The following is an 18,103-nucleotide window of genomic DNA, read 5'->3' as shown; positions in this document are numbered from 1 at the left end:
CCCTGTCACCCCTGTTTACATCTGCAAGGCTACTGCCATGGTTGATATCCGTAAACTGGCCCAGCTGGCCGAGGCCATTCCTGCGGATCTCGGCGGCGGCAGCACGCTCGACAAGCTCTATGTGATGGCCGGCCTCGCCGCCCGCCTCGATCTGAGCACCTATGTCGAAATCGGCGTCTATCGCGGGCGTAGCCTTTTGCCACTGGCCTGGTCCTTCGCCGCGCGCGGCGGTCACAGCTACGGCATCGACCCCTATGCGCGCACGGCATCTCGCCAGGCGGACATGCCGTCGGCCATTGCCGAGGAGGTGAGCGCCTTCATCGAGTCCACGGACTATGACGCGTTGCACGGCGACTTGCTGCGCCAGCGGGACGCAATGCAACTGGGCGGATCCTGCGAACTGCTTCGCGAAACCTCCACCCGGGCGGTCGAAATCCTGCGCGCGCGCGGCGTCAGGGCGGGCATGGTCCACATCGACGGTAACCACGACCGGCACCAGGTGCTCGCCGATGTCGAGGCCTATCTCACCCTCATGGACGAGGGCTCGGTCATGGTGGTCGACGACATCGACTGGCCATCGGTCGGCGATGGCTTTGCACATGCACGCGAAAAGCTGACGCCTTTGTTCGAGACTGCAACCTATGCGGTGCTCATCCGCTCAAACGACGCGGCGCACGTCCGCAACCTCGCCGCCTTCTGCGACTCGCTGGAGCGACACGCCCTGCGTTTCCTCGCGCCAGGGCCGGCTCCCAAGGTGTCGGTGCCCATCATCACCTACAATCACGAGCGATTCATCGGCCAGGCGATCGAGAGCGTTCTCGCCCAGCAGACGGATTTCGAGGTCGAGATCGTCATCGCCGAGGATTGCTCCACCGACGGAACGCTGGCGGTGTGTCGCGCCTATCGCGACCGATATCCCGACCGCATCCATCTGATCGAGCGGCCGGTGAATGTGCGCACCTCGACCAATTATCTCGAGACCTACAGGGACTGCCGGGGGGAATACGTCGCCCTTCTCGAAGGCGACGACTTCTGGATCGATCCCCACAAGCTGCGCAAGCAGGTGGCGTTTCTCGACACCCATCCCGACTATGCCATCTGCTTCCACAACGTGCTGCTGTCCGGCGACGACGGAACGCCCGGGCAACCGCTGTTCACCACGCTACCCGAAACCACCACCGCCGCCGATCTGTGCCGGGGCGATTACATCGCCACCGCCTCCTGCATGATGCGCAACCACCTCGTGGAGATACCGGCGTGGATGTACACGCTGCTCGCCTGCGACTGGCCTTTCGACATATTGAATGCCGAGCGCGGCAAGATTGGCTACATCGACGAGCCTATGGCCGTCTATCGCCGGCATGCTGGCGCCGTCTGGTCGTCCCTCTCCATGCGAGAGCAATTGATAACGTCGATGAGGCTCGGCCTCCTGCTCGATCGGCGCTTCGGCTTTCGCTACCGTGACTCCTTCACCTATTTCCTCGATGCCGTTAGGAAGGCGTTTACTGTCGAGCTCGACCGCGAGATTCGAAATGCGCCGGGGCCGATGACAGCTCTGCCTCCCCCGCCCCCGGCGAAGCAGAGACGCCGAGGGCGTGTATCGACCGCACGAAAGGCGCTTCAGCAACGCTGGCGGCAATGGCTCTCACCCGTCGACAAAACTGTCCGCGCCGGGGAGACTTCACCCGTCGAGAAAGCCGTCCGCGCCGAAGAAGCCGGCGCGACGCCCTCCGAGGTACTCGACCTTCTCATCTTGGACGATGCCTATCCGCACCCGCAATCATCCTTCCGGCGTGAGGAGTTCGACACCTATCTTGCCCTGTTCGAGCGGGCGCGCGCGTTCTCGACGGGTTCTGCGTTCTCCTTCTTCAAGGACAAGCGTTCCATCGAGGAACTGATCGCCGAGCACGGCGAAGGCGCGCCGCTTTTGCGCGGAATGGTGCGGCCCATGGCGGAGTTGCCCCCTCATCTGCGCGCCCGTTGCGGTTTCACCGTCTTCGCCAACAACAGCTGGGTGAACCTCGACTATTTCGAGGCGAACGCCATTCCGTTCGTCTTCACGCTGTATCCGGGCGGCGGCTTCCTGCTCCGGGACCCGACGTCGGACTGGCGCCTGCGCCGCATCTTCTCCAGCCCGATGTTCCGCAAGGTGATCGTGACGCAGAAGATTACGCTCGACTATCTCGTCGATAATGGCTTCTGCCCACGGGAGCGCATCGAATTCATCTATGGCGTGGTCACGCCGGCGACAAATCTAGACGCCCCCTCGCCCCTGCCCCGTTATGGCGAAGGCAAGCCGCGCCTCGACATCTGCTTTACCGCGCACAAATATACCCCGGACGGGCGCGACAAGGGGTTCGACATCTTCCTCGATGTCGCCCGCGCGCTGGCCGCGCGGTTTGACGACTGCCATTTCCATGTCGTCGGCGGCTTCGGCCCGGAGGACCGGCCCCTCAATGGGCTGGACGGACGGATCACTTTCTATGGCAATCGCGAGCCGGACTGGCTGCGTGACTTCTACCGCGACAAGGATCTGATCCTGCTGTGCAACGTGCCCTTCCTCCTTCTCCCCGGCGCCTTTGACGGCTTTCCCACCGCCTGCGGCTCGGACGCCATGCTGAGCGAGGTGGCGCTGTTCTGCACCGATCCACTGCATCTCAACGGCGCGTTCGAGGATGGCCGCGACCTCGTGCTGGTGCCGCACGACACGGCGGCGATCGTGGAAAAGCTGAGCTGGTACCGCGCCAACCCTTCGGCCTTGCGCGCACTGGCCCGCAGCGGTCGGACCAAGGCGGCGCGCGTCTACAGCTTCGAGGCGCAGCTCGCCCCGCGCCTCGCCCTTCTGCAGCGGCAGATCATCGGGGAAGAGCTGCCAGCCGACCGCGCTGTCGAACAGGCATAGCGGCGGCGGAACGGAGGGGCGCTCTTCGCGCCAGTTGTGGATCGGAACGACGCGCCGCGCGCCAGGGAGCCACCCGTGACTGGCCTGCTGCCTCCAGCTTCATGAGAACACCCTAACCGGTGTCCACGAAACCGGCAGCGGGACAGTGCACGAGGCCAACCGTAGGATCGAGGCGCCCCGCATCAATGCACGCGCCCAGTGTCAAGGCGGGGTCAGGCTTCGCACTCTGCGGATCATATAGCTGAACAGGAAGGCGCACGCCTCCCGCGCCAGCGCCGCAAGCGAAACGGCGAAACCGGGAACGACCAGGAGCGGCGCGCAGGCGAACAGGTTGCGCGCATAGAGGAGATGCACATTCACCCGGCGGATGGCTGCCGCAGCGAGAACTGCAATCTTCGGCCCGGCCGACGGCGCGACGGGATAGTGCTTGGCCGAATATTCGTCGCAGACCCAGCGGCAGCGGTCGGAATAGACGATCCGCCCCGCGCAGAGCGGGGCGATGAGGAAGACATAGCACCAGTTGCGGACAAATCCCCGGTTCGGCCAGACATAGCCCTGAAACGTGCCACGCAGCAGCGCCTCTCGTCGGAACATGCCGTAGAAGAACGCATCGTCCGCCCGCCAGATGAAGTTCATCACCCGCGGCAATCGCATTCGACCGTCATGACGGATCTGCGGGCGCAGGTAGAAATGGGTCGGCGAGAGCGCGAAAATCCACTGCCCCATGGCCCCCACCGCCGTGGCGTCGGCATCGAGGAGTGTCGCCAGATCCTCGATCCAGGTCTCCGAGACGGCGTCGTCATTGGCAAGCCACATGAAATAGGGCGTCCGCGCCTTGGCCAGAACGAAATGGGCATTGCCGAGCAGCCCGAGATTGCTGGGCTGTTCGTAAATCTCCAAGGCTGCGAAGGCGTGGGCGAATGCGTCGATCAGCGCCTGCGGAACAGGCGCGCCCGGCTCGTCATTCGAGACGATGACCTTGAAGCCACGCCCCTGTTGCTGCGCGAGGCTGGCGAGGCAAAGGCGCAGCCGGTCCATGCGCTTGTAGTTCGGAATGCCGACCGTGACGGTGAGCCGCTCATCCGGCAGCCCCGAGGCGAAGCGCGGGACGAGCGCGAGGGCGCCGGCCGGCAGGCGCCAGTCCTCCCGGCGCTGGCGTGGCAAGGGGGGCTGCGGAGAGACAGCCATAAAGAAAGGGCCTCATAATACCTTCTGCGGTACTATGATGATTTTTCCGCGGGCTTCTCAAGACCCGTAGTTACACCTACGCTGCCGGCCTTGCGCACCGGAGATGGCGGGCAGAACGTACTCACTCCACCGGCAGCGCCTGGGCGTGTTTCACCTGGCTCAGCGCGAAGCTCGACTCGATCGAGGCGACGCCGTCGAGCCGGGTCAGCGTCCGCTTGAGGAAGGCCTCATAGGCCGGCAGGTCCTTGACCACGATGCGCAGGAGATAATCCCGCTGCCCGGTCATGAGGTAGCATTCGACGATCTCCGGCCAGCGGGCGATCGCCTTGGCGAAGCGGTCGAGCTCGTCCTCGCGCTGGCGCTCCAACCGGATCGAGGCGAAGACGCTGACCGGCAGGCCGGCCTTGTCCTGATCCACGACCGCGACATAGCGCTTGATGACTCCCGAGGCTTCGAGGTTGCGCACCCGCCGGGCGCAGGGCGAGGGCGAGAGGCCCACCGCCTCGCTGAGTTTCTCCATCGTCATATGCGCGTCCTGCTGGAGAAGGGCGAGGATCTTGCGGTCGATGGCGTCGATCTTGGCTTCTAGCATAAATCATCCTGAATAGGCTTAAAATCAGCGGTTTCAGCCACGATAGATCGCCCGCACGACCCTGAATAGCTCCAACCACCTGCATCCCGTGCGTAGGCTTCTGCCATGGATGAGCCCGGAGCGCCGACCATGGCTGCAAGCGCCGAACGCCGTGCCGACGACATCGCCATTCTCGCCGAGCTGGAGCGCAAGATTCTCTGGCTGGCGACCTGGACCATCCACAACGCCAATCATGTGCGTCCCAATGCGGACGGGCTGAAGGTGGGCGGCCATCAGGCTTCCTCCGCCTCGCTCGCCACCATCATGACCGCGCTTTACCTCAAGGCGTTGCGCCCCGAAGACCGGGTGGCGGTGAAGCCGCATGCGAGCCCGATCTTCCACGCCATCCAGTATCTTTTCGGCGCGCAGACGCGCGAGAAGCTGGAGAATTTCCGCGGCTTTGGCGGTGCGCAGTCCTATCCCTCCCGCACCAAGGACATTGACGACGTCGATTTCTCCACCGGCTCGGTCGGCCTCGGCGTGGCGCAGACCTTGTTCGCCTCGCTGGTGCAGGACTATCTCGCGGCCAAGGGGATGGGGAGGGGTCCCGAGGGCAAGATGGTGGCCCTCGTCGGCGATGCGGAGATGGACGAGGGCAACATCTTCGAGGCGCTGCTGGAGGGCTGGAAGCACGGCCTGCGCAACACTTGGTGGATCGTCGACTATAACCGCCAGAGCCTCGACGCCGTGGTGCGCGAGGGGCTGTGGGAACGGTTCGAATCCATCTTCCGCAGCTTCGGCTGGGATGTGGTGATCCTGAAATACGGCCAGTTACAGCAGGCGGCGTTCAAGGAGCCCGGCGGCGCGGCGCTCAAGCGCTGGATCGACACCTGCCCCAACCCGCTCTATTCGGCGCTGACCTTCCAGGGCGGCAAGGCCTGGCGCAAAAGGCTGATGGACGAGATCGGCGACCAAAGCGAGGTCACCGCGCTGATCGAGCGGCGGACGGACGCGGAACTCGCGGCGCTGATGGGCAATCTCGGCGGCCACGATTTGCCCTCGCTGATCGAGGCTTTTGAAGCGGCGCGCACGCATGACCGGCCGGTGTGCTTCATCGCCTACACCATCAAGGGCTTCGGCCTGCCGCTCGCCGGCCACAAGGACAACCATGCCGGGCTGATGACCCCGGCGCAGCTGGAGGGCCTGCGCGCCAGCCATGGCGTGCGCGAGGGGCATGAGTGGGATCGCTTCGAGGGCCTCATCACCCCGCCGGCCCGATTGCAGTCCTTTCTCGACGCGGTGCCGTTCCGCCAGCGAAGCACGCGCCGACACCAGCCGCCAAGGATCGACGTGCCGGCGACGCTCGATGTGCCGCTGCAGCCCGCCATGTCCACCCAGCAGGGCTTCGGCCTGCTGCTCAACGAGATCGGCAAGCGCGAGGATGATTTCGCCCGCCGCGTCGTCACCACTTCGCCTGACGTGACCGTCTCGACCAATCTCGGCGCCTGGGTCAACCGGCGCAAGCTGTTCGCGCGCGAGGAACTGGCCGACACCTTCAAGAAGGAGCGGATTCCCTCGACCTATAATTGGGAATTCGGCCCCGCCGGCCAGCACATGGAACTCGGCATCGCCGAGATGAACCTGTTCACCCTGCTCTCGGCGCTCGGCCTGTCGCATTCGCTGTTCGGCGAACGGCTTCTGCCCATCGGCACGCTGTACGATCCCTTTATCGAGCGCGGGCTCGATGCGCTGAACTATGCCTGCTATCAGGATGCCCGCTTCATCCTCGCGGCGACGCCCTCCGGGGTGACGCTGGCGCCGGAGGGCGGGGCGCACCAGTCCATCGCCACGCCGCTGATCGGCATGGCGCAGGACGGGCTGGCGAGCTTCGAGCCGGCCTTTGTCGACGAGCTCGCGGTCATTCTGCGCTTCGCCTTCCAGCACGCGCAGACGGAAGATGGCGGCTCGACCTATCTGCGCCTGTCCACCCGGACCATCGAGCAGCCGCGCCGGACGATGGACGCGGCGCTGGCCGCCGACATCGTGGCCGGCGGCTACTGGCTGCGCCGGCCGGGGCCGAACGCGCAGGTGGTGATCGCCTATACGGGCGCGCTGGCGCCGGAAGCCATCGAGGCGGTGGGGCTGATCGCCGAGGACCGGCGCGATGTCGGCCTGCTCGCCGTCACCTCGGCCGACCGCCTGCATGCCGGCTGGACGGCGGCGCAGCGCGCCCGCGAAGGCGGCGATGCGGGCGCGCGCGCTCCTGTGGAGACGCTGCTCGACGCCGTGCCGCCCGGCTGCGCCATCATCTCCGCCGTTGACGGCCACCCCGCGACGTTGGGCTGGCTCGGCTCGGTGCATGGCCACCGCGCCCGGGCGCTGGGCGTGGAGCATTTCGGCCAGACCGGCACCATCGCCGATCTCTACCGGCATGTCGGCATCGACGCGCAGGGCATGGTGCGCGCGGCGCAGGCGATGGTGCCGGGCCGGCCGATCCGGCATCTGCGCGCCGTGGGCTGACGCCACCAGCCGGACATGACGCCCGGCCCGCTTCCCAAGGCCGCCCGCACAGCGTAACAAGGCGCCGGGCAATGCTGCGACCGCGATGTCGCGGCAGCGGAGGACGGGCGTGGCGCAGCGGCGCATTTTCATTACCGGCACTGCCGGCTTCATCGGTTTCCATCTCGCGCGCCTGCTGCTGGCGCAGGGCTGGCGCGTCCACGGCTATGACGGGATGACGGACTATTACGATGTCCGGCTCAAGCAGCGCCGCCACGCCATGCTGGCACAGAACGAAGGCTTCGCCGCCACCGAGGCGATGCTGGAGGATTTCGCCACGCTGAAGCGCACGGTCGAGGACTTCCAGCCGGATGTCATCGTCCATCTCGCCGCGCAGGCGGGGGTGCGTTACAGCCTGGAAAACCCGCGCGCCTATATCGACGCCAATCTCATCGGCACTTTCAACGTGATGGAATGCGCGCGGGCGGTGCCGGTGCAGCACCTGCTCATGGCCTCGACCTCCTCGGTCTATGGCGCCAATGAGGACATGCCGTTTCGGGAGACGGAAAAGGTCGACACGCCGCTGACCCTCTACGCCGCCACCAAGAAGGCGACGGAGGCGATGGGGCATTCCTATGCTCATATCTATGGCCTGCCGACGACCATGTTCCGCTTCTTCACGGTCTATGGCCCCTGGGGCCGGCCGGACATGGCGCTGTTCAAGTTCACCCGCGGCATCCTCGAAGGCACGCCGATCGACATCTACAATCACGGCGACATGTGGCGGGACTTCACCTATGTCGACGATCTGGTGCACGGCATCGGGCTGCTGATCGACGCGGTGCCGTCTTTGCCCGGCGCGCGCGACGAAGCCATACCCGGCGACAGCCTCAGTCCCGCCGCGCCCTTTCGCGTGGTCAATATTGGCAATTCGAACCAGGTGCGCCTGCTCGACTTCGTCGAGGCGATCGAGGCCGAGCTCGGCGCCAAGGCGATCCGCAACTATCTGCCGATGCAGACCGGCGACGTGCCCGCCACCTGGGCGGATGCCAGCCTTCTGCACGCGCTCACCGGCTTTCGCCCGAACACCCCCTTCCGGGAGGGGGTGGCCCGCTTCGTGGCGTGGTACCGCGACTATTACGGATAGCGATATGAGCCGCACATGCTGACCCAGACTCTCGACACGGCGCGTCTCGGCGTGATCGGCCTCGGCTATGTCGGCCTGCCGGTGGCGGTGGAGTTCGGCAAGCACCTGCCCGTGGTGGGCTTCGACATCAACTCCGCCCGCATCGAGGCGCTGCGGCGCGGTGTCGACGTGACCCGGGAGGTGAGCGCGGACGAGCTTTCGCAGGCCTCTCACCTCAGTTTCGCCCACGATCTCGACGCGCTGCGCGCCTGCACCACTTTCATCATTACCGTGCCGACGCCGATCGATGCGCATAAGCAGCCAGACCTGACGCCGCTGATGCGCGCGTCCGAGACGGTGGGCAAGGTGCTGAAGCGCGGCGATGTGGTGGTGTATGAATCCACCGTCTATCCCGGCGCCACGGAAGAGGACTGCGTGCCGGTGCTCGAGCGCGTCTCCGGGCTCAGCTTCAACCGCGACTTCTTTGTCGGCTACAGTCCCGAGCGCATCAACCCCGGCGACCGGACGCACCGCCTGACCAGCATCCGCAAGGTGACCTCGGGCTCGACGCCGGAGGCCGCCGCCTTTGTCGATGCGCTCTATGCCAGCATCATCGAAGCCGGCACCTTCCGCGCCGAAAGCATCCGCGTCGCGGAAGCGGCGAAGGTGATCGAAAACACCCAGCGCGACCTGAACATCGCCCTGATCAACGAGCTGGCGGTGATTTTCGGCCGTATGGGCATCGACACCGAAGCGGTGCTGAAAGCGGCGGAAACCAAGTGGAACTTCCTGCCGTTCCGTCCGGGACTGGTGGGGGGGCACTGCATCGGCGTCGACCCCTATTATCTCACCCACAAAGCGCAGGCGGTGGGCTACCACCCGGAAGTCATCCTTGCCGGGCGCCGGCTCAACGACGGCATGGGCGCCTATGTCGCCGCCCAACTGATCAAGGCCATGCTCCGCCGCGCCATCCAGGTGACCGGGGCGCGCATTCTGGTGATGGGACTGGCGTTCAAGGAGAACTGCCCCGATCTGCGCAATACACGCGTGATCGATGTCGTGCGCGAACTGCGCGATTTCGGCGCCGTGGTCGATGTCTGCGATCCCTGGGTCGACCCGGAAGGGGCGCGGGAGGAGTTCGGGATCGCGCTCGTCGCCGAGCCGGCCGCCGCAACTTACGACGCCATCATCGTCGCCGTTGCCCACCGCCAGTTCGCCGCGCTGGGGGCTGAGCGGATCCGCGCCCTAGGCAGGCCAGACCACGTCCTTTATGATCTTAAATATCTTTTTCCGAAGAATGCTTCGGATTTAAGACTTTAACGGTTGAGTGACGGTGCGGTAATGAAGAAGTTTGCCTTGATTGGCGCTGCCGGTTTCGTGGCACCCCGCCACATGCGGGCGATAAAGGACACGAACAACTCGCTGGTCGCAGCACTAGACCGCAGTGATTCGGTCGGCATCATCGACAGCTTCTTTCCCGAGGCAAACTTTTTCACCGAATTTGAGCGCTTCGACCGACACATCGACAAGTTGCGCCGGCAGGGGGAGGGCATCGACTATGTCGCCATCTGCTCCCCGAACTATCTGCACGACAGCCATATGCGCTTCGCCCTGCGCGCGGGCGCCGACGCCATCTGCGAGAAGCCGCTGGTGCTCAATCCGTGGAACATTGACGGGCTGAAGGAGATCGAGGAGGACACCGGGCGGCGGATCAACTCCATCCTGCAGCTGCGCCTGCACCCGGCCATTGTCGCCCTGCGTGAGCGCATGAGCGCCGCCCCCACCGACCGCAAGGTGGAGGTGGACCTCACCTACATCACCTCGCGCGGCAACTGGTATCTGCGCAGCTGGAAGGGCGAGGACGACAAATCGGGCGGCATCGCCACCAATATCGGCGTCCATTTCTACGACATGCTCCACTTCGTCTACGGCAAGCTGCAGCAGAACGTCGTGCATCTGCGCACGCCGACCAGGGCCGCGGGCTATCTCGAATATGAGCGGGCACGGGTGCGCTGGTTTCTCTCGGTCGATTTCAGCGATGTGCCGGAGGCCGAACGCGCCAAGGGCAAGCGCACCTTCCGCGCCATTACCGCCGATGGCGCGGACATCGAATTCTCCGAAGGCTTCACCGATCTGCACACGCGCTCCTATGAGGAAATCCTCGCGGGCCGCGGCTTCGGTCTGGAGGAGAACCGGGTCGCCATCGAAACCGTGGCGCATATCCGCTCGGCGCCACTCGTGAACGACAGCGACATGCATCCCTTCGCCCGGCGCGTGTCGTGACGGGTTATACGGTCCATCCGAGCGCCATCGTCGACGAAGGCGCGCAGATCGGCGACGGCAGCCGGGTGTGGCACTTCGCCCATATATGCGCGGGCGCACGCATCGGGCGCCACGTGTCGCTCGGCCAGAATGTCTTCGTCGGCAATAAAGTGTCGATCGGCGATCGCTGCAAGATCCAGAACAACGTGTCGGTCTATGACAATGTGACCCTGGAAGAGGGCGTGTTCTGTGGCCCGTCCATGGTGTTCACCAATGTGCATAACCCGCGCGCGCTGGTGGAGCGCAAGAGCGAATACCGCGACACGCGGGTCCGGCGTGGCGCGACGCTGGGCGCGAACTGTACCATCGTCTGCGGCGTCACCATCGGCGAAGGTGCCTTCATCGGAGCCGGGGCCGTCGTGACCCGCAACGTACCCGATTTCGCGCTGATGGTGGGCGTGCCTGCGCGACAGATCGGCTGGATGAGCGCTTTTGGGGAGCAGCTCGAACTGCCTCTCGCGGGCACCGGCGAAGCCGTATGCCCCCATACAGGCGACAAGTATACTTTACGTGGCTCCATTCTGACCCGCGCAGTGGCGGGAAGCTGATAGGCATCGTGCGGGCGTATTCTTTAACTTAGCACTGATGGGGTAGATGCCCCTTGATCCGAGACCAATTTCTGGACCGCCGGAAGCTGGAGTTTCCGGCCTGCTTCACGGCGGTGGGCTGGGTGCGCCGCCGGGGTTCTGCAGCGAGATCGGGGGCTTGTGGCCGATGGCGCCGTGCGGCCGATCCTCATTGCAGTATCTGAGCCAAGCCTCCATCTTTTCGGCCGCGTCCGCAAGCGTCTGGAACCAGTGCGTGTTCAGGCACTCACTCCGGAAGCGACCGTTGAATGCCTCGATGAAGGCGTTGTCGGTGGGCTTGCCGGGCCGTGAGAAGTCCAGCGTCACCCCCTTCGCATAGGCCCACCGGTCGAGGTCACGGGAGATAAATTCCGAGCCCTGATCGACCCGGATGGTCCGCGGATAACCCACCTTGGCGCAGGCCCGTTCGAGGGTGGCCACCACGTGCTCGGCCCGATAGCTGAAACGCGGATCGGCCACTGGCGAGAAGCGCGAAAAGGTGTCGACGACCGTCAGCACCCGGATCTTGCGGCCGGTGGCAACTGGTCGTGGACAAAGTCCATCGCCCAGACATCGTTCGGCCGTGTGGCCGGCGCCCGATCCTCCCGCAACTTCGCTTTCACCCGACGCTTCGGCGTCTTGTTGCGCAGTTGCAGGCCTAACTCGTTGTAGATCCGACGGGTTCGCTTCTGGTTGATCACCCAGCCCTCCCGGCGCGGCAGCACTTGCACGCGTCTGTAGCCATAGCGGACACGCGTTTCACAGATCGTCCTGATGCGGGCCGTCAATGGGGCCTGGTCGGGCCGGCAGGATCTGTGGTGGTAGGTGGACCGGTCGAACTCCAGGGCCGCACAGGCCCGGCGGATCGACACCTGCCACTCGCCACACATCATGCCGACGAGCTCGCGCTTGCGACCAGGCCTCAGATTTTTCGGCGGATAGAAGGCCGTTAAGAAATCGATCCGGTGGATCGATTATAGGCCGGATGATCCTGCAGCATCTCCCGGTCGAGGGAGAGGTCGGCGACGAGCTTGCGCAGCTTCGTGTTCTCATCCTCGACCTGCTTCAGCCGACGCATCTCGAGCGGGGCGAGCCCCTCGTATTTCTTCTTCCAGCTGAAGTACGGCGGCTGGCGCGTATCGCGAACCGCACATGCCAGCTTCGTGCTCGACGCGCTGGAGCAAGCCCTGCATGAACGACGGCCCATCCATCGCGGCGGCCTGGTGCACCATCGGCGACAGCCATAACAATGCTCTCGCCGAGACGATCAACGGGCTCTACAAGGCGGAGCTGATACACTGCCGCGGACCCTGGCGGAGCTTCGAGGCCGCCGAGTTTGCCACGCTTGCACAGGTCGACTGGTTCAACAAACACCGGCTGCTAGAGCCTGTCGGCAACATCCCGCCGGCCGAGGTCGAGGCGCGTTATTATGCCATGCTGGAGCAGGCAGCCATGGCGGCGTGCCTCAAACGAAATGGCCTCCGGGGAAACTCGGCGCGGTTCAGTTTCCAACGGACACTGCCCCAAATTCGCCAGCGGACGGGGCTCGCGTCATTGCTGATTTCATAATTCAGGGCATAAGCTCCGAGCGCGTCGAATCAGGAACCAGCATCTGCATTCGGTTCCCGGCGCTTGAGATCGCGCGCTGGCTTAACTTCAGGCTGTAGAGCGGCTTATGGCTGGGAAGCCGGGGGGCACACATAGATGCAGCGTGAATGTGTTCTGATCACCGGCGGCACGGGCTCGTTCGGCCGCACCATGCTGCAGGACCTGCTTGCCAGGGGGTGTCCAGAAATCCGCATCTTCAGCCGCGACGAGGAAAAGCAGGACATGCTGCGCAACACCCTGCGCAGCGGCAATGTGCGATTCTACATCGGCGATGTGCGCGACCGCGACAGTGTCGACCGGGCGATGGCGGGCGCGACGCGCGTCTTTCACGCGGCGGCACTCAAGCAGGTGCCTTCCTGCGAGTTCTTCCCGATGGAGGCGGTGCGGACCAACATTCTCGGCTCGGAGAATGTGGTGCGCGCGGCGGTGGCGGCGGGCGTGCGCTCGGCGGTGTTCCTCTCCACCGACAAGGCCGTGTTCCCGGTCAACGCCATGGGCATCTCCAAGGCGATGATGGAGAAGCTCGCCCTGGCCATGGCCCGCTCCATCGGCCCCGGGGCGGCGACCACGGTCTCGCTGGTGCGCTATGGCAATGTCATGGCCTCGCGCGGCTCGGTGATTCCGCTGTTCATCCGGCAGATCAAGGCCGGGACGCCGATCACCATCACCGAGCCGAGCATGACGCGCTTTCTGATGCCGCTGCGCGATTCGGTGGCGCTCGTGCATCATGCCTTCGAGAACGCGCATCAGGGCGACCTGTTCGTGCGCAAGGCGCCGGCCTCCACCATCGCCGATCTCGTCGCCGCGCTGAAGGAACTGTTCGGCCGCCCCGATCACCCGGTCGAAATCATCGGCTGGCGCCATGGCGAAAAGCTCTATGAGACGCTGGTCAGCGCCCAGGAGCTGACCCAGAGCGAGGACATGGGCGAGTATTTCCGCGTGCGGATGGACGGGCGCGATCTGAACTACCGGCCCTATTTCTCCGAGGGTGACACCGAAACGATCGGCCAGCACGATTACCACTCGCACAACACTGAGCGGCTCGGCGTCGCAGAGGTGAAGGCGCTGCTGCTGACGCTGCCGGAGGTCGTTGCCGAGCTTGAAGGCGCGATGTCGTGAGCCGCGCTGGCGCGGCGGCGCTTCGGGACAGGAGGCATCCGACTCCATGAAGGTGGTCATTCTCGGCGCGCTCGGCATGCTCGGCAATGGGGTGGCGCGGGTGCTGGCGCGCGAACCAGGGCTCGACGTGATCGCCGTGACCCGCCGGCCGGACGCGGCCGTCCAACTGCCCTTTCTCCCTCCCGGCGCCGTGCGGTGGCTGGCCGACATCCACGATCTCGACGGGTTGCGGGCCCTTCTCGCCGAGTGCGGGGCCGATGTCGTCGTCAATGCGATCGGCGTTATCAAGCAGGTGTCCGGTGCCGAGGACCCGCTCCTCGCCCTGCCGATCAACGCCGTTCTGCCGCACCAGCTGGCGCGCCTGTGTGGGGAGGCGGGCGCGCGCCTCGTGCATGTCAGCACCGACTGCGTCTTCGACGGCGTGCGCGGCCATTACAGCGAAGACGACGTGGCGAATGCCACCGATCTCTACGGGCGAAGCAAGCTGCTCGGCGAGGTCGATCAACCCCACGCGCTCACCCTGCGCACCTCGCTGGTCGGCCATGAACTCGGAAGCTATCATTCGCTGATCGACTGGTTCCTCGCACAGGAAGGACCGGTCTACGGTTTTACCCGCGCAATTTTTTCCGGGGTCACGACCGTGGAGTTTGCGCGGGTGCTGGCGCGTCATGTTCTGCCGAATGCCGGACTGCGCGGGCTGTATCACCTCTCGGCGGCGCCCATCAGCAAGCACGACCTGCTTCGTCTCGTCGCCCGCGTTTATGGCAAGTCGATCGAGATCATACCGCGGTCCGAACCGGTGATCGACCGCTCGCTGCGCTCCGATCGATTCCGCGCCGCGACCGGTTACGCGCCGCCCGACTGGCCCACGCTGCTGCAGGAACTGCACGATGTCTATGCACAGCGCGAGGAAGACGGCATCCGGCCATTCTCTGGGATAAAATAATGCTCAAGGTCATGACGATATTGGGCACACGGCCCGAGATCATCCGCCTGTCCCGCGTCATGGCGCGGCTCGACGCCTATTGCCAGCATCGCCTCGTCCATACCGGACAGAACTATGATTATGAGCTGAACGAGGTGTTCTTCGAGGATCTCGGCGTGCGCCGGCCCGACCATTTCCTCGGTACCGGCGGCGGCTCGCTCGGCGAGACGCTGGGCAAAATCCTGATCGAGAGCGAGAAGGTGCTCGCCGCCGAGCGGCCTGATGCGGTGCTGATCCTCGGCGATACCAATTCGGCCATCTCCGCCCTGATGGCGCGGCGGATGAAGATCCCCGTCTACCACATGGAGGCCGGCAACCGCTCCTTCGACGGCAATGTGCCGGAGGAGACCAACCGCCGGCTGGTCGACCACATCGCCGACTTCAACCTCGTCTATACCGAGCATGCGCGGCGCCACCTCATCGCCGAGGGGTTGCCACACCGGCGCATCTATCTCACGGGCTCACCCATGCGCGAGGTGCTGGAATATTACCGCCCGCGCATCGAGGCCTCTGACGTTCTGGAGCGGCTCGGCCTCGCGCCGCGCGGCTATTTCATCGTCTCGCTGCACCGCGAGGAGAATGTCGACCGCGCCGACCGTCTGGGCGAACTCGTCGGCACGCTGTCCGAACTGGCAATTCGCTACGACAAGCCGGTCATCGTCTCCACCCATCCGCGCACCCGCAAGCGGCTGGAGGCGGCCGGGCTGGTGGCGGATGCGCGCGTGAGCTTCATGAAGCCCTTCGGCTTCCATGACTATAACCGGCTGCAGATGAAGGCCTTCTGCGCCATTTCCGACAGCGGCACCATCGCCGAGGAAGCCTCGATTCTCGGCTTTCCCGCCGTCACGCCGCGCGACGCGATCGAGCGGCCGGAGGCGCTGGACACCGGGGCGATCCTCATGACGGGCCTTTCCGGCGCGGCCATCCTTCGCGGCGTCGATCTCGCCACCCGCCTCTTCGCCGAACGCACGGCAGCGGGCCTGCCTTATCCGGTGCCGGAGGATTACCAGGTGACCAACACGTCCGAGCGCGTCGTCAGCCTTCTCCTGGGAACCGCGCCGCTGTCCAATGCCTGGGACGGCATTCGCGGGAACGACCTCGCGTGACACAGGTGCCCCCGGTGTCGCCGGCCCGCCCGCGTCTGCTCTATGTGACGCAATGGTTCGATCCGGAGCCGACCGCCAATAAGGGCTTGGCCTTTGCCGAGCGGCTGCACGCTCTCGGCTTCGAGGTCGAGGTGGTAACGGGTTTTCCGAACTATCCCGGCGGCAAGGTCTATGAGGGCTACACGATCCGGCCGATGGACCGCCGGCAGGTGGGCAACGTCCTGCTGACGCGGCTGCCGCTCTATCCCAGCCACGACAGCAGCCGCATCGGCCGCAGCCTCAACTATCTCAGCTTCTTCGCCTCTGTCCTCGTCTACCTCACCTGCTTCGCCCGCCGCAGCGATGTCATCCTCGCCTATCATCCCCCGATCATGGTCGCGGTCGCGGCGGCGCTGGCGGGGTTTGTCCGCCGCATCCCGGTCGTGGTCGATGTTCAGGACATGTGGCCGGACACGCTACGCGCCACGGGAATGATCAGCAGCGAGCGGCTTCTCGCGCTGATCGGCCGGGTCTGCCGCTGGACCTGGCGGCGGATGGACCGGGTCATCGCCCAGTCGGAAGGGTTTCGCCGGCTGCTGATCGAGCGCGGCGTCGCGCCTGCGCGCGTCCGGGTGATCCATAATTGGGGCGACCACATCGAGACCGGCGGGGTTGCCCCCGCGCCGCCCGCCGCCTTTGCCGAGCCGGGTCCGTTCCGCGTGCTGTTCGCCGGCAATCTCGGCCGGGCGCAGGGGCTGGACACGGTGCTCGATGCGGCGGCGCATCTCGCGCAAGCGCATCCGCGGATCGCGTTCTGCCTCCTCGGCGACGGGCTGGAGACGGAGCGGCTGAAGCAGGCGGCCGCCGCGCGCGGGCTGGCCAATGTCCAATTCTTGCCGCGCGTGGCGAAGGCGGAGGTGGGCCCGTGGCTGGCGGCGGCGGATGTGCTGCTGGTCCATCTCAAGGACGATCCGCTGTTCGCCATCACCGTGCCGTCGAAGACGCAGGCCTATCTCGCTGCCGGCCGGCCGATCCTCATGGCCGTGGCGGGCGATGGGGCTGACATGCTGCGGGCGTCCGGCGCCGGCCTCGCCGTGCCGCCGGAGGATTCCGCGGCGCTGGCGGCGGCCGTGCTGCAACTCGCCGCTCTCGACCCCGCCGAGCGTGCGCTGATGGGCGAACGCGGGCGGGCCTTCTATGAGCGGGAACTGTCCTTCGACAAGGGAACGCAGGCTTTTGCCGAGGTCCTCTACGCCGCCATCGCCGACTATGGCAAAGACATGTAGCCAGGAGGGGCAACGTCAGACACCTTCTCGCGCTTCTCGCCGGCGGTCGATCCCCGCTTCAGCTATCGGGCCGATCATGTGGTCGCGACCCAGGAAATGGTCTGATCTTCCCCTGAAAAAGTGGACCGGGTTAGCCAGCCCTCGCCTGTGGGAATGTAGGTGAGCTACGCCAGCCAGACCTGGTTCGGGGCCTGGGTCATGAAGTTGCGGGCGAGCCCCTTGGGAGCGATCGGAAAGCAATGGCGGCTGGCGGTCGTCCGCGTGCGCCGTGGCAAGGCCGCCAGCCCGCGGATACTGGCGCGGCGCATCAGCCGCTCGACCCGGGAACGGCCCACGCGCCGACCGTGCCCCCGCAGCACCGCATGGATCAGGCGGGTGTCATCGGTGAGTGCCCGGTTGGTCTGCGCGCGCGAACTCTCCGGCCGGGCGCGCCAGGCATAATAGCCGCTGGCGGACAGCCCCAGGGCTTCGCACATCACACGGACTGGCCACACAACGCGATGCTCATCGACGAGCCCGAACGTCATCGGGAGGCCGCTCCGAAGATGAGCGCGGCTTTTTTAGGATATCGCGCTCCATCCGCAGGCACTCATTCTCCCGCCTGAGCCGGGCATTCGCCGCCGCTAGGTCGGCCGGCGACGGGACCGCCACCTGCGGGATCGGGCGCCGCGCCGGCCCCGTCGCCTGAGGGGCGAGGTCTCTCACCCACCGCCGCAGAACCGTCTCGTGCCACCCCAGCTCCCGCACCACCTGTAAGGTGGAAACCCGCTGAAGGCCACCCGCTCAACGGCCTCCCGCTTGAACGCCTCCGGAAACACCCGACGCCGTGTGCCCAACGAACACTCC

General features: G+C 65.5%; 12 protein-coding genes and 3 pseudogenes. 11 read left to right on the top strand and 4 right to left on the bottom strand.

The annotated features are described in order from the left end of the window. The first annotated feature begins 37 nt into the window (after window positions 1–37). On the top strand, window positions 38–2,902 hold the full coding sequence (locus J2S75_RS18285; RefSeq protein ID WP_307021996.1) for a glycosyltransferase: 2,865 nt from the start codon (window positions 38–40) through the stop codon (window positions 2,900–2,902). 201 nt (window positions 2,903–3,103) lie between these two features. Here the strand turns inward: J2S75_RS18285 and J2S75_RS18280 are convergent, their stop codons facing one another. Together J2S75_RS18280 and J2S75_RS18275 are read right to left on the bottom strand one after the other, a co-directional pair. After that, a complete protein-coding gene (locus J2S75_RS18280) occupies window positions 3,104–4,090 on the bottom strand; it encodes a glycosyltransferase family 2 protein (protein WP_307021994.1) in 987 nt (328 codons plus the stop codon). Window positions 4,091–4,211: 121 nt separating this feature from the next. Then, entirely contained in the window at window positions 4,212–4,682 is a 471-nt protein-coding gene (locus J2S75_RS18275; RefSeq protein WP_307021991.1) for an Lrp/AsnC family transcriptional regulator, read from the bottom strand. Window positions 4,683–4,811: 129 nt separating this feature from the next. Here J2S75_RS18275 and J2S75_RS18270 point away from each other — a divergent pair, with 129 nt between their 5' ends. From J2S75_RS18270 to J2S75_RS18250, 5 genes are all read left to right on the top strand, one after another. Next, window positions 4,812–7,181, top strand: coding sequence for a thiamine pyrophosphate-binding protein (locus J2S75_RS18270; RefSeq protein WP_307021989.1), 2,370 nt, complete (start codon window positions 4,812–4,814; stop codon window positions 7,179–7,181). Window positions 7,182–7,290: 109 nt separating this feature from the next. After that, the gene (locus J2S75_RS18265; RefSeq protein WP_307021987.1) at window positions 7,291–8,307 is read left to right on the top strand and encodes an NAD-dependent epimerase/dehydratase family protein; all 1,017 of its coding nucleotides are present in this window, start codon (window positions 7,291–7,293) and stop codon (window positions 8,305–8,307) included. Window positions 8,308–8,322: 15 nt separating this feature from the next. Beyond that, entirely contained in the window at window positions 8,323–9,606 is a 1,284-nt protein-coding gene (gene tviB / locus J2S75_RS18260) for a Vi polysaccharide biosynthesis UDP-N-acetylglucosamine C-6 dehydrogenase TviB (protein WP_307021985.1), read from the top strand. A gap of 21 nt (window positions 9,607–9,627) precedes the next feature. After that, the gene (locus J2S75_RS18255; RefSeq protein WP_307021983.1) at window positions 9,628–10,569 is read left to right on the top strand and encodes a Gfo/Idh/MocA family oxidoreductase; all 942 of its coding nucleotides are present in this window, start codon (window positions 9,628–9,630) and stop codon (window positions 10,567–10,569) included. Further along, complete coding sequence (locus J2S75_RS18250; RefSeq protein ID WP_307021981.1) at window positions 10,566–11,156, top strand: acyltransferase; 591 nt, start codon at window positions 10,566–10,568, stop codon at window positions 11,154–11,156. Before J2S75_RS18255 ends, J2S75_RS18250 begins: the two co-directional genes overlap by 4 nt. Before the next feature lie 105 nt (window positions 11,157–11,261). Here the strand turns inward: J2S75_RS18250 and J2S75_RS18245 are convergent. After that, window positions 11,262–12,381: pseudogene (locus J2S75_RS18245) on the bottom strand (IS3 family transposase). Here J2S75_RS18245 and J2S75_RS18240 point away from each other — a divergent pair. The 5 genes and pseudogenes from J2S75_RS18240 to J2S75_RS18220 form a co-directional block, all read left to right on the top strand. Next, window positions 12,284–12,743 (top strand): annotated as a pseudogene (locus J2S75_RS18240) (transposase domain-containing protein); the annotation flags it as partial. The pseudogenes J2S75_RS18245 and J2S75_RS18240 sit on opposite strands and share 98 nt — an antisense overlap. Window positions 12,744–12,878: 135 nt before the next feature. Next, entirely contained in the window at window positions 12,879–13,901 is a 1,023-nt protein-coding gene (locus tag J2S75_RS18235; protein WP_307021979.1) for a polysaccharide biosynthesis protein, read from the top strand. Between the two features lie 46 nt (window positions 13,902–13,947). Beyond that, complete coding sequence (locus tag J2S75_RS18230; RefSeq protein ID WP_307021977.1) at window positions 13,948–14,847, top strand: dTDP-4-dehydrorhamnose reductase family protein; 900 nt, start codon at window positions 13,948–13,950, stop codon at window positions 14,845–14,847. Next, entirely contained in the window at window positions 14,847–15,992 is a 1,146-nt protein-coding gene (gene wecB, locus J2S75_RS18225) for a non-hydrolyzing UDP-N-acetylglucosamine 2-epimerase (RefSeq protein ID WP_307021975.1), read from the top strand. Before J2S75_RS18230 ends, wecB begins: the two co-directional genes overlap by 1 nt. Next, window positions 15,989–17,257 (top strand): glycosyltransferase family 4 protein, encoded by a 1,269-nt coding sequence (locus tag J2S75_RS18220; protein ID WP_307021973.1) that lies wholly within the window; start codon window positions 15,989–15,991, stop codon window positions 17,255–17,257. The genes wecB and J2S75_RS18220 overlap by 4 nt, the downstream gene beginning before the upstream one ends. A 167-nt stretch (window positions 17,258–17,424) precedes the next feature. On the opposite strand, the pseudogene J2S75_RS18215 reads toward J2S75_RS18220, so the two are convergent. Beyond that, window positions 17,425–18,093 (bottom strand): annotated as a pseudogene (locus tag J2S75_RS18215) (transposase); the annotation flags it as partial. Window positions 18,094–18,103 lie beyond the last annotated feature (10 nt).

Origin of the sequence: Ancylobacter polymorphus, from assembly GCF_030813495.1 — a bacterium.
Classification (GTDB): Bacteria; Pseudomonadota; Alphaproteobacteria; order Rhizobiales; family Xanthobacteraceae; genus Ancylobacter; species Ancylobacter polymorphus.
This window is presented reverse-complemented; position numbering and strand designations above follow the sequence as displayed.

What these genes read in the sequence shown, in the direction of transcription:
- J2S75_RS18230 (WP_307021977.1), top strand. Translation starts at nt 13,948, where the DNA reads ATGAAGGTGGTCATTCTCGGCGCGCTCGGCATGCTCGGCAATGGGGTG.
- J2S75_RS18235 (WP_307021979.1), top strand. Translation starts at nt 12,879, where the DNA reads ATGCAGCGTGAATGTGTTCTGATCACCGGCGGCACGGGCTCGTTCGGC.
- J2S75_RS18280 (WP_307021994.1), bottom strand. Translation starts at nt 4,090, where the DNA reads ATGGCTGTCTCTCCGCAGCCCCCCTTGCCACGCCAGCGCCGGGAGGAC.
- J2S75_RS18255 (WP_307021983.1), top strand. Translation starts at nt 9,628, where the DNA reads ATGAAGAAGTTTGCCTTGATTGGCGCTGCCGGTTTCGTGGCACCCCGC.
- J2S75_RS18275 (WP_307021991.1), bottom strand. Translation starts at nt 4,682, where the DNA reads ATGCTAGAAGCCAAGATCGACGCCATCGACCGCAAGATCCTCGCCCTT.
- wecB (WP_307021975.1), top strand. Translation starts at nt 14,847, where the DNA reads ATGCTCAAGGTCATGACGATATTGGGCACACGGCCCGAGATCATCCGC.
- tviB (WP_307021985.1), top strand. Translation starts at nt 8,323, where the DNA reads ATGCTGACCCAGACTCTCGACACGGCGCGTCTCGGCGTGATCGGCCTC.
- J2S75_RS18285 (WP_307021996.1), top strand. Translation starts at nt 38, where the DNA reads ATGGTTGATATCCGTAAACTGGCCCAGCTGGCCGAGGCCATTCCTGCG.
- J2S75_RS18270 (WP_307021989.1), top strand. Translation starts at nt 4,812, where the DNA reads ATGGCTGCAAGCGCCGAACGCCGTGCCGACGACATCGCCATTCTCGCC.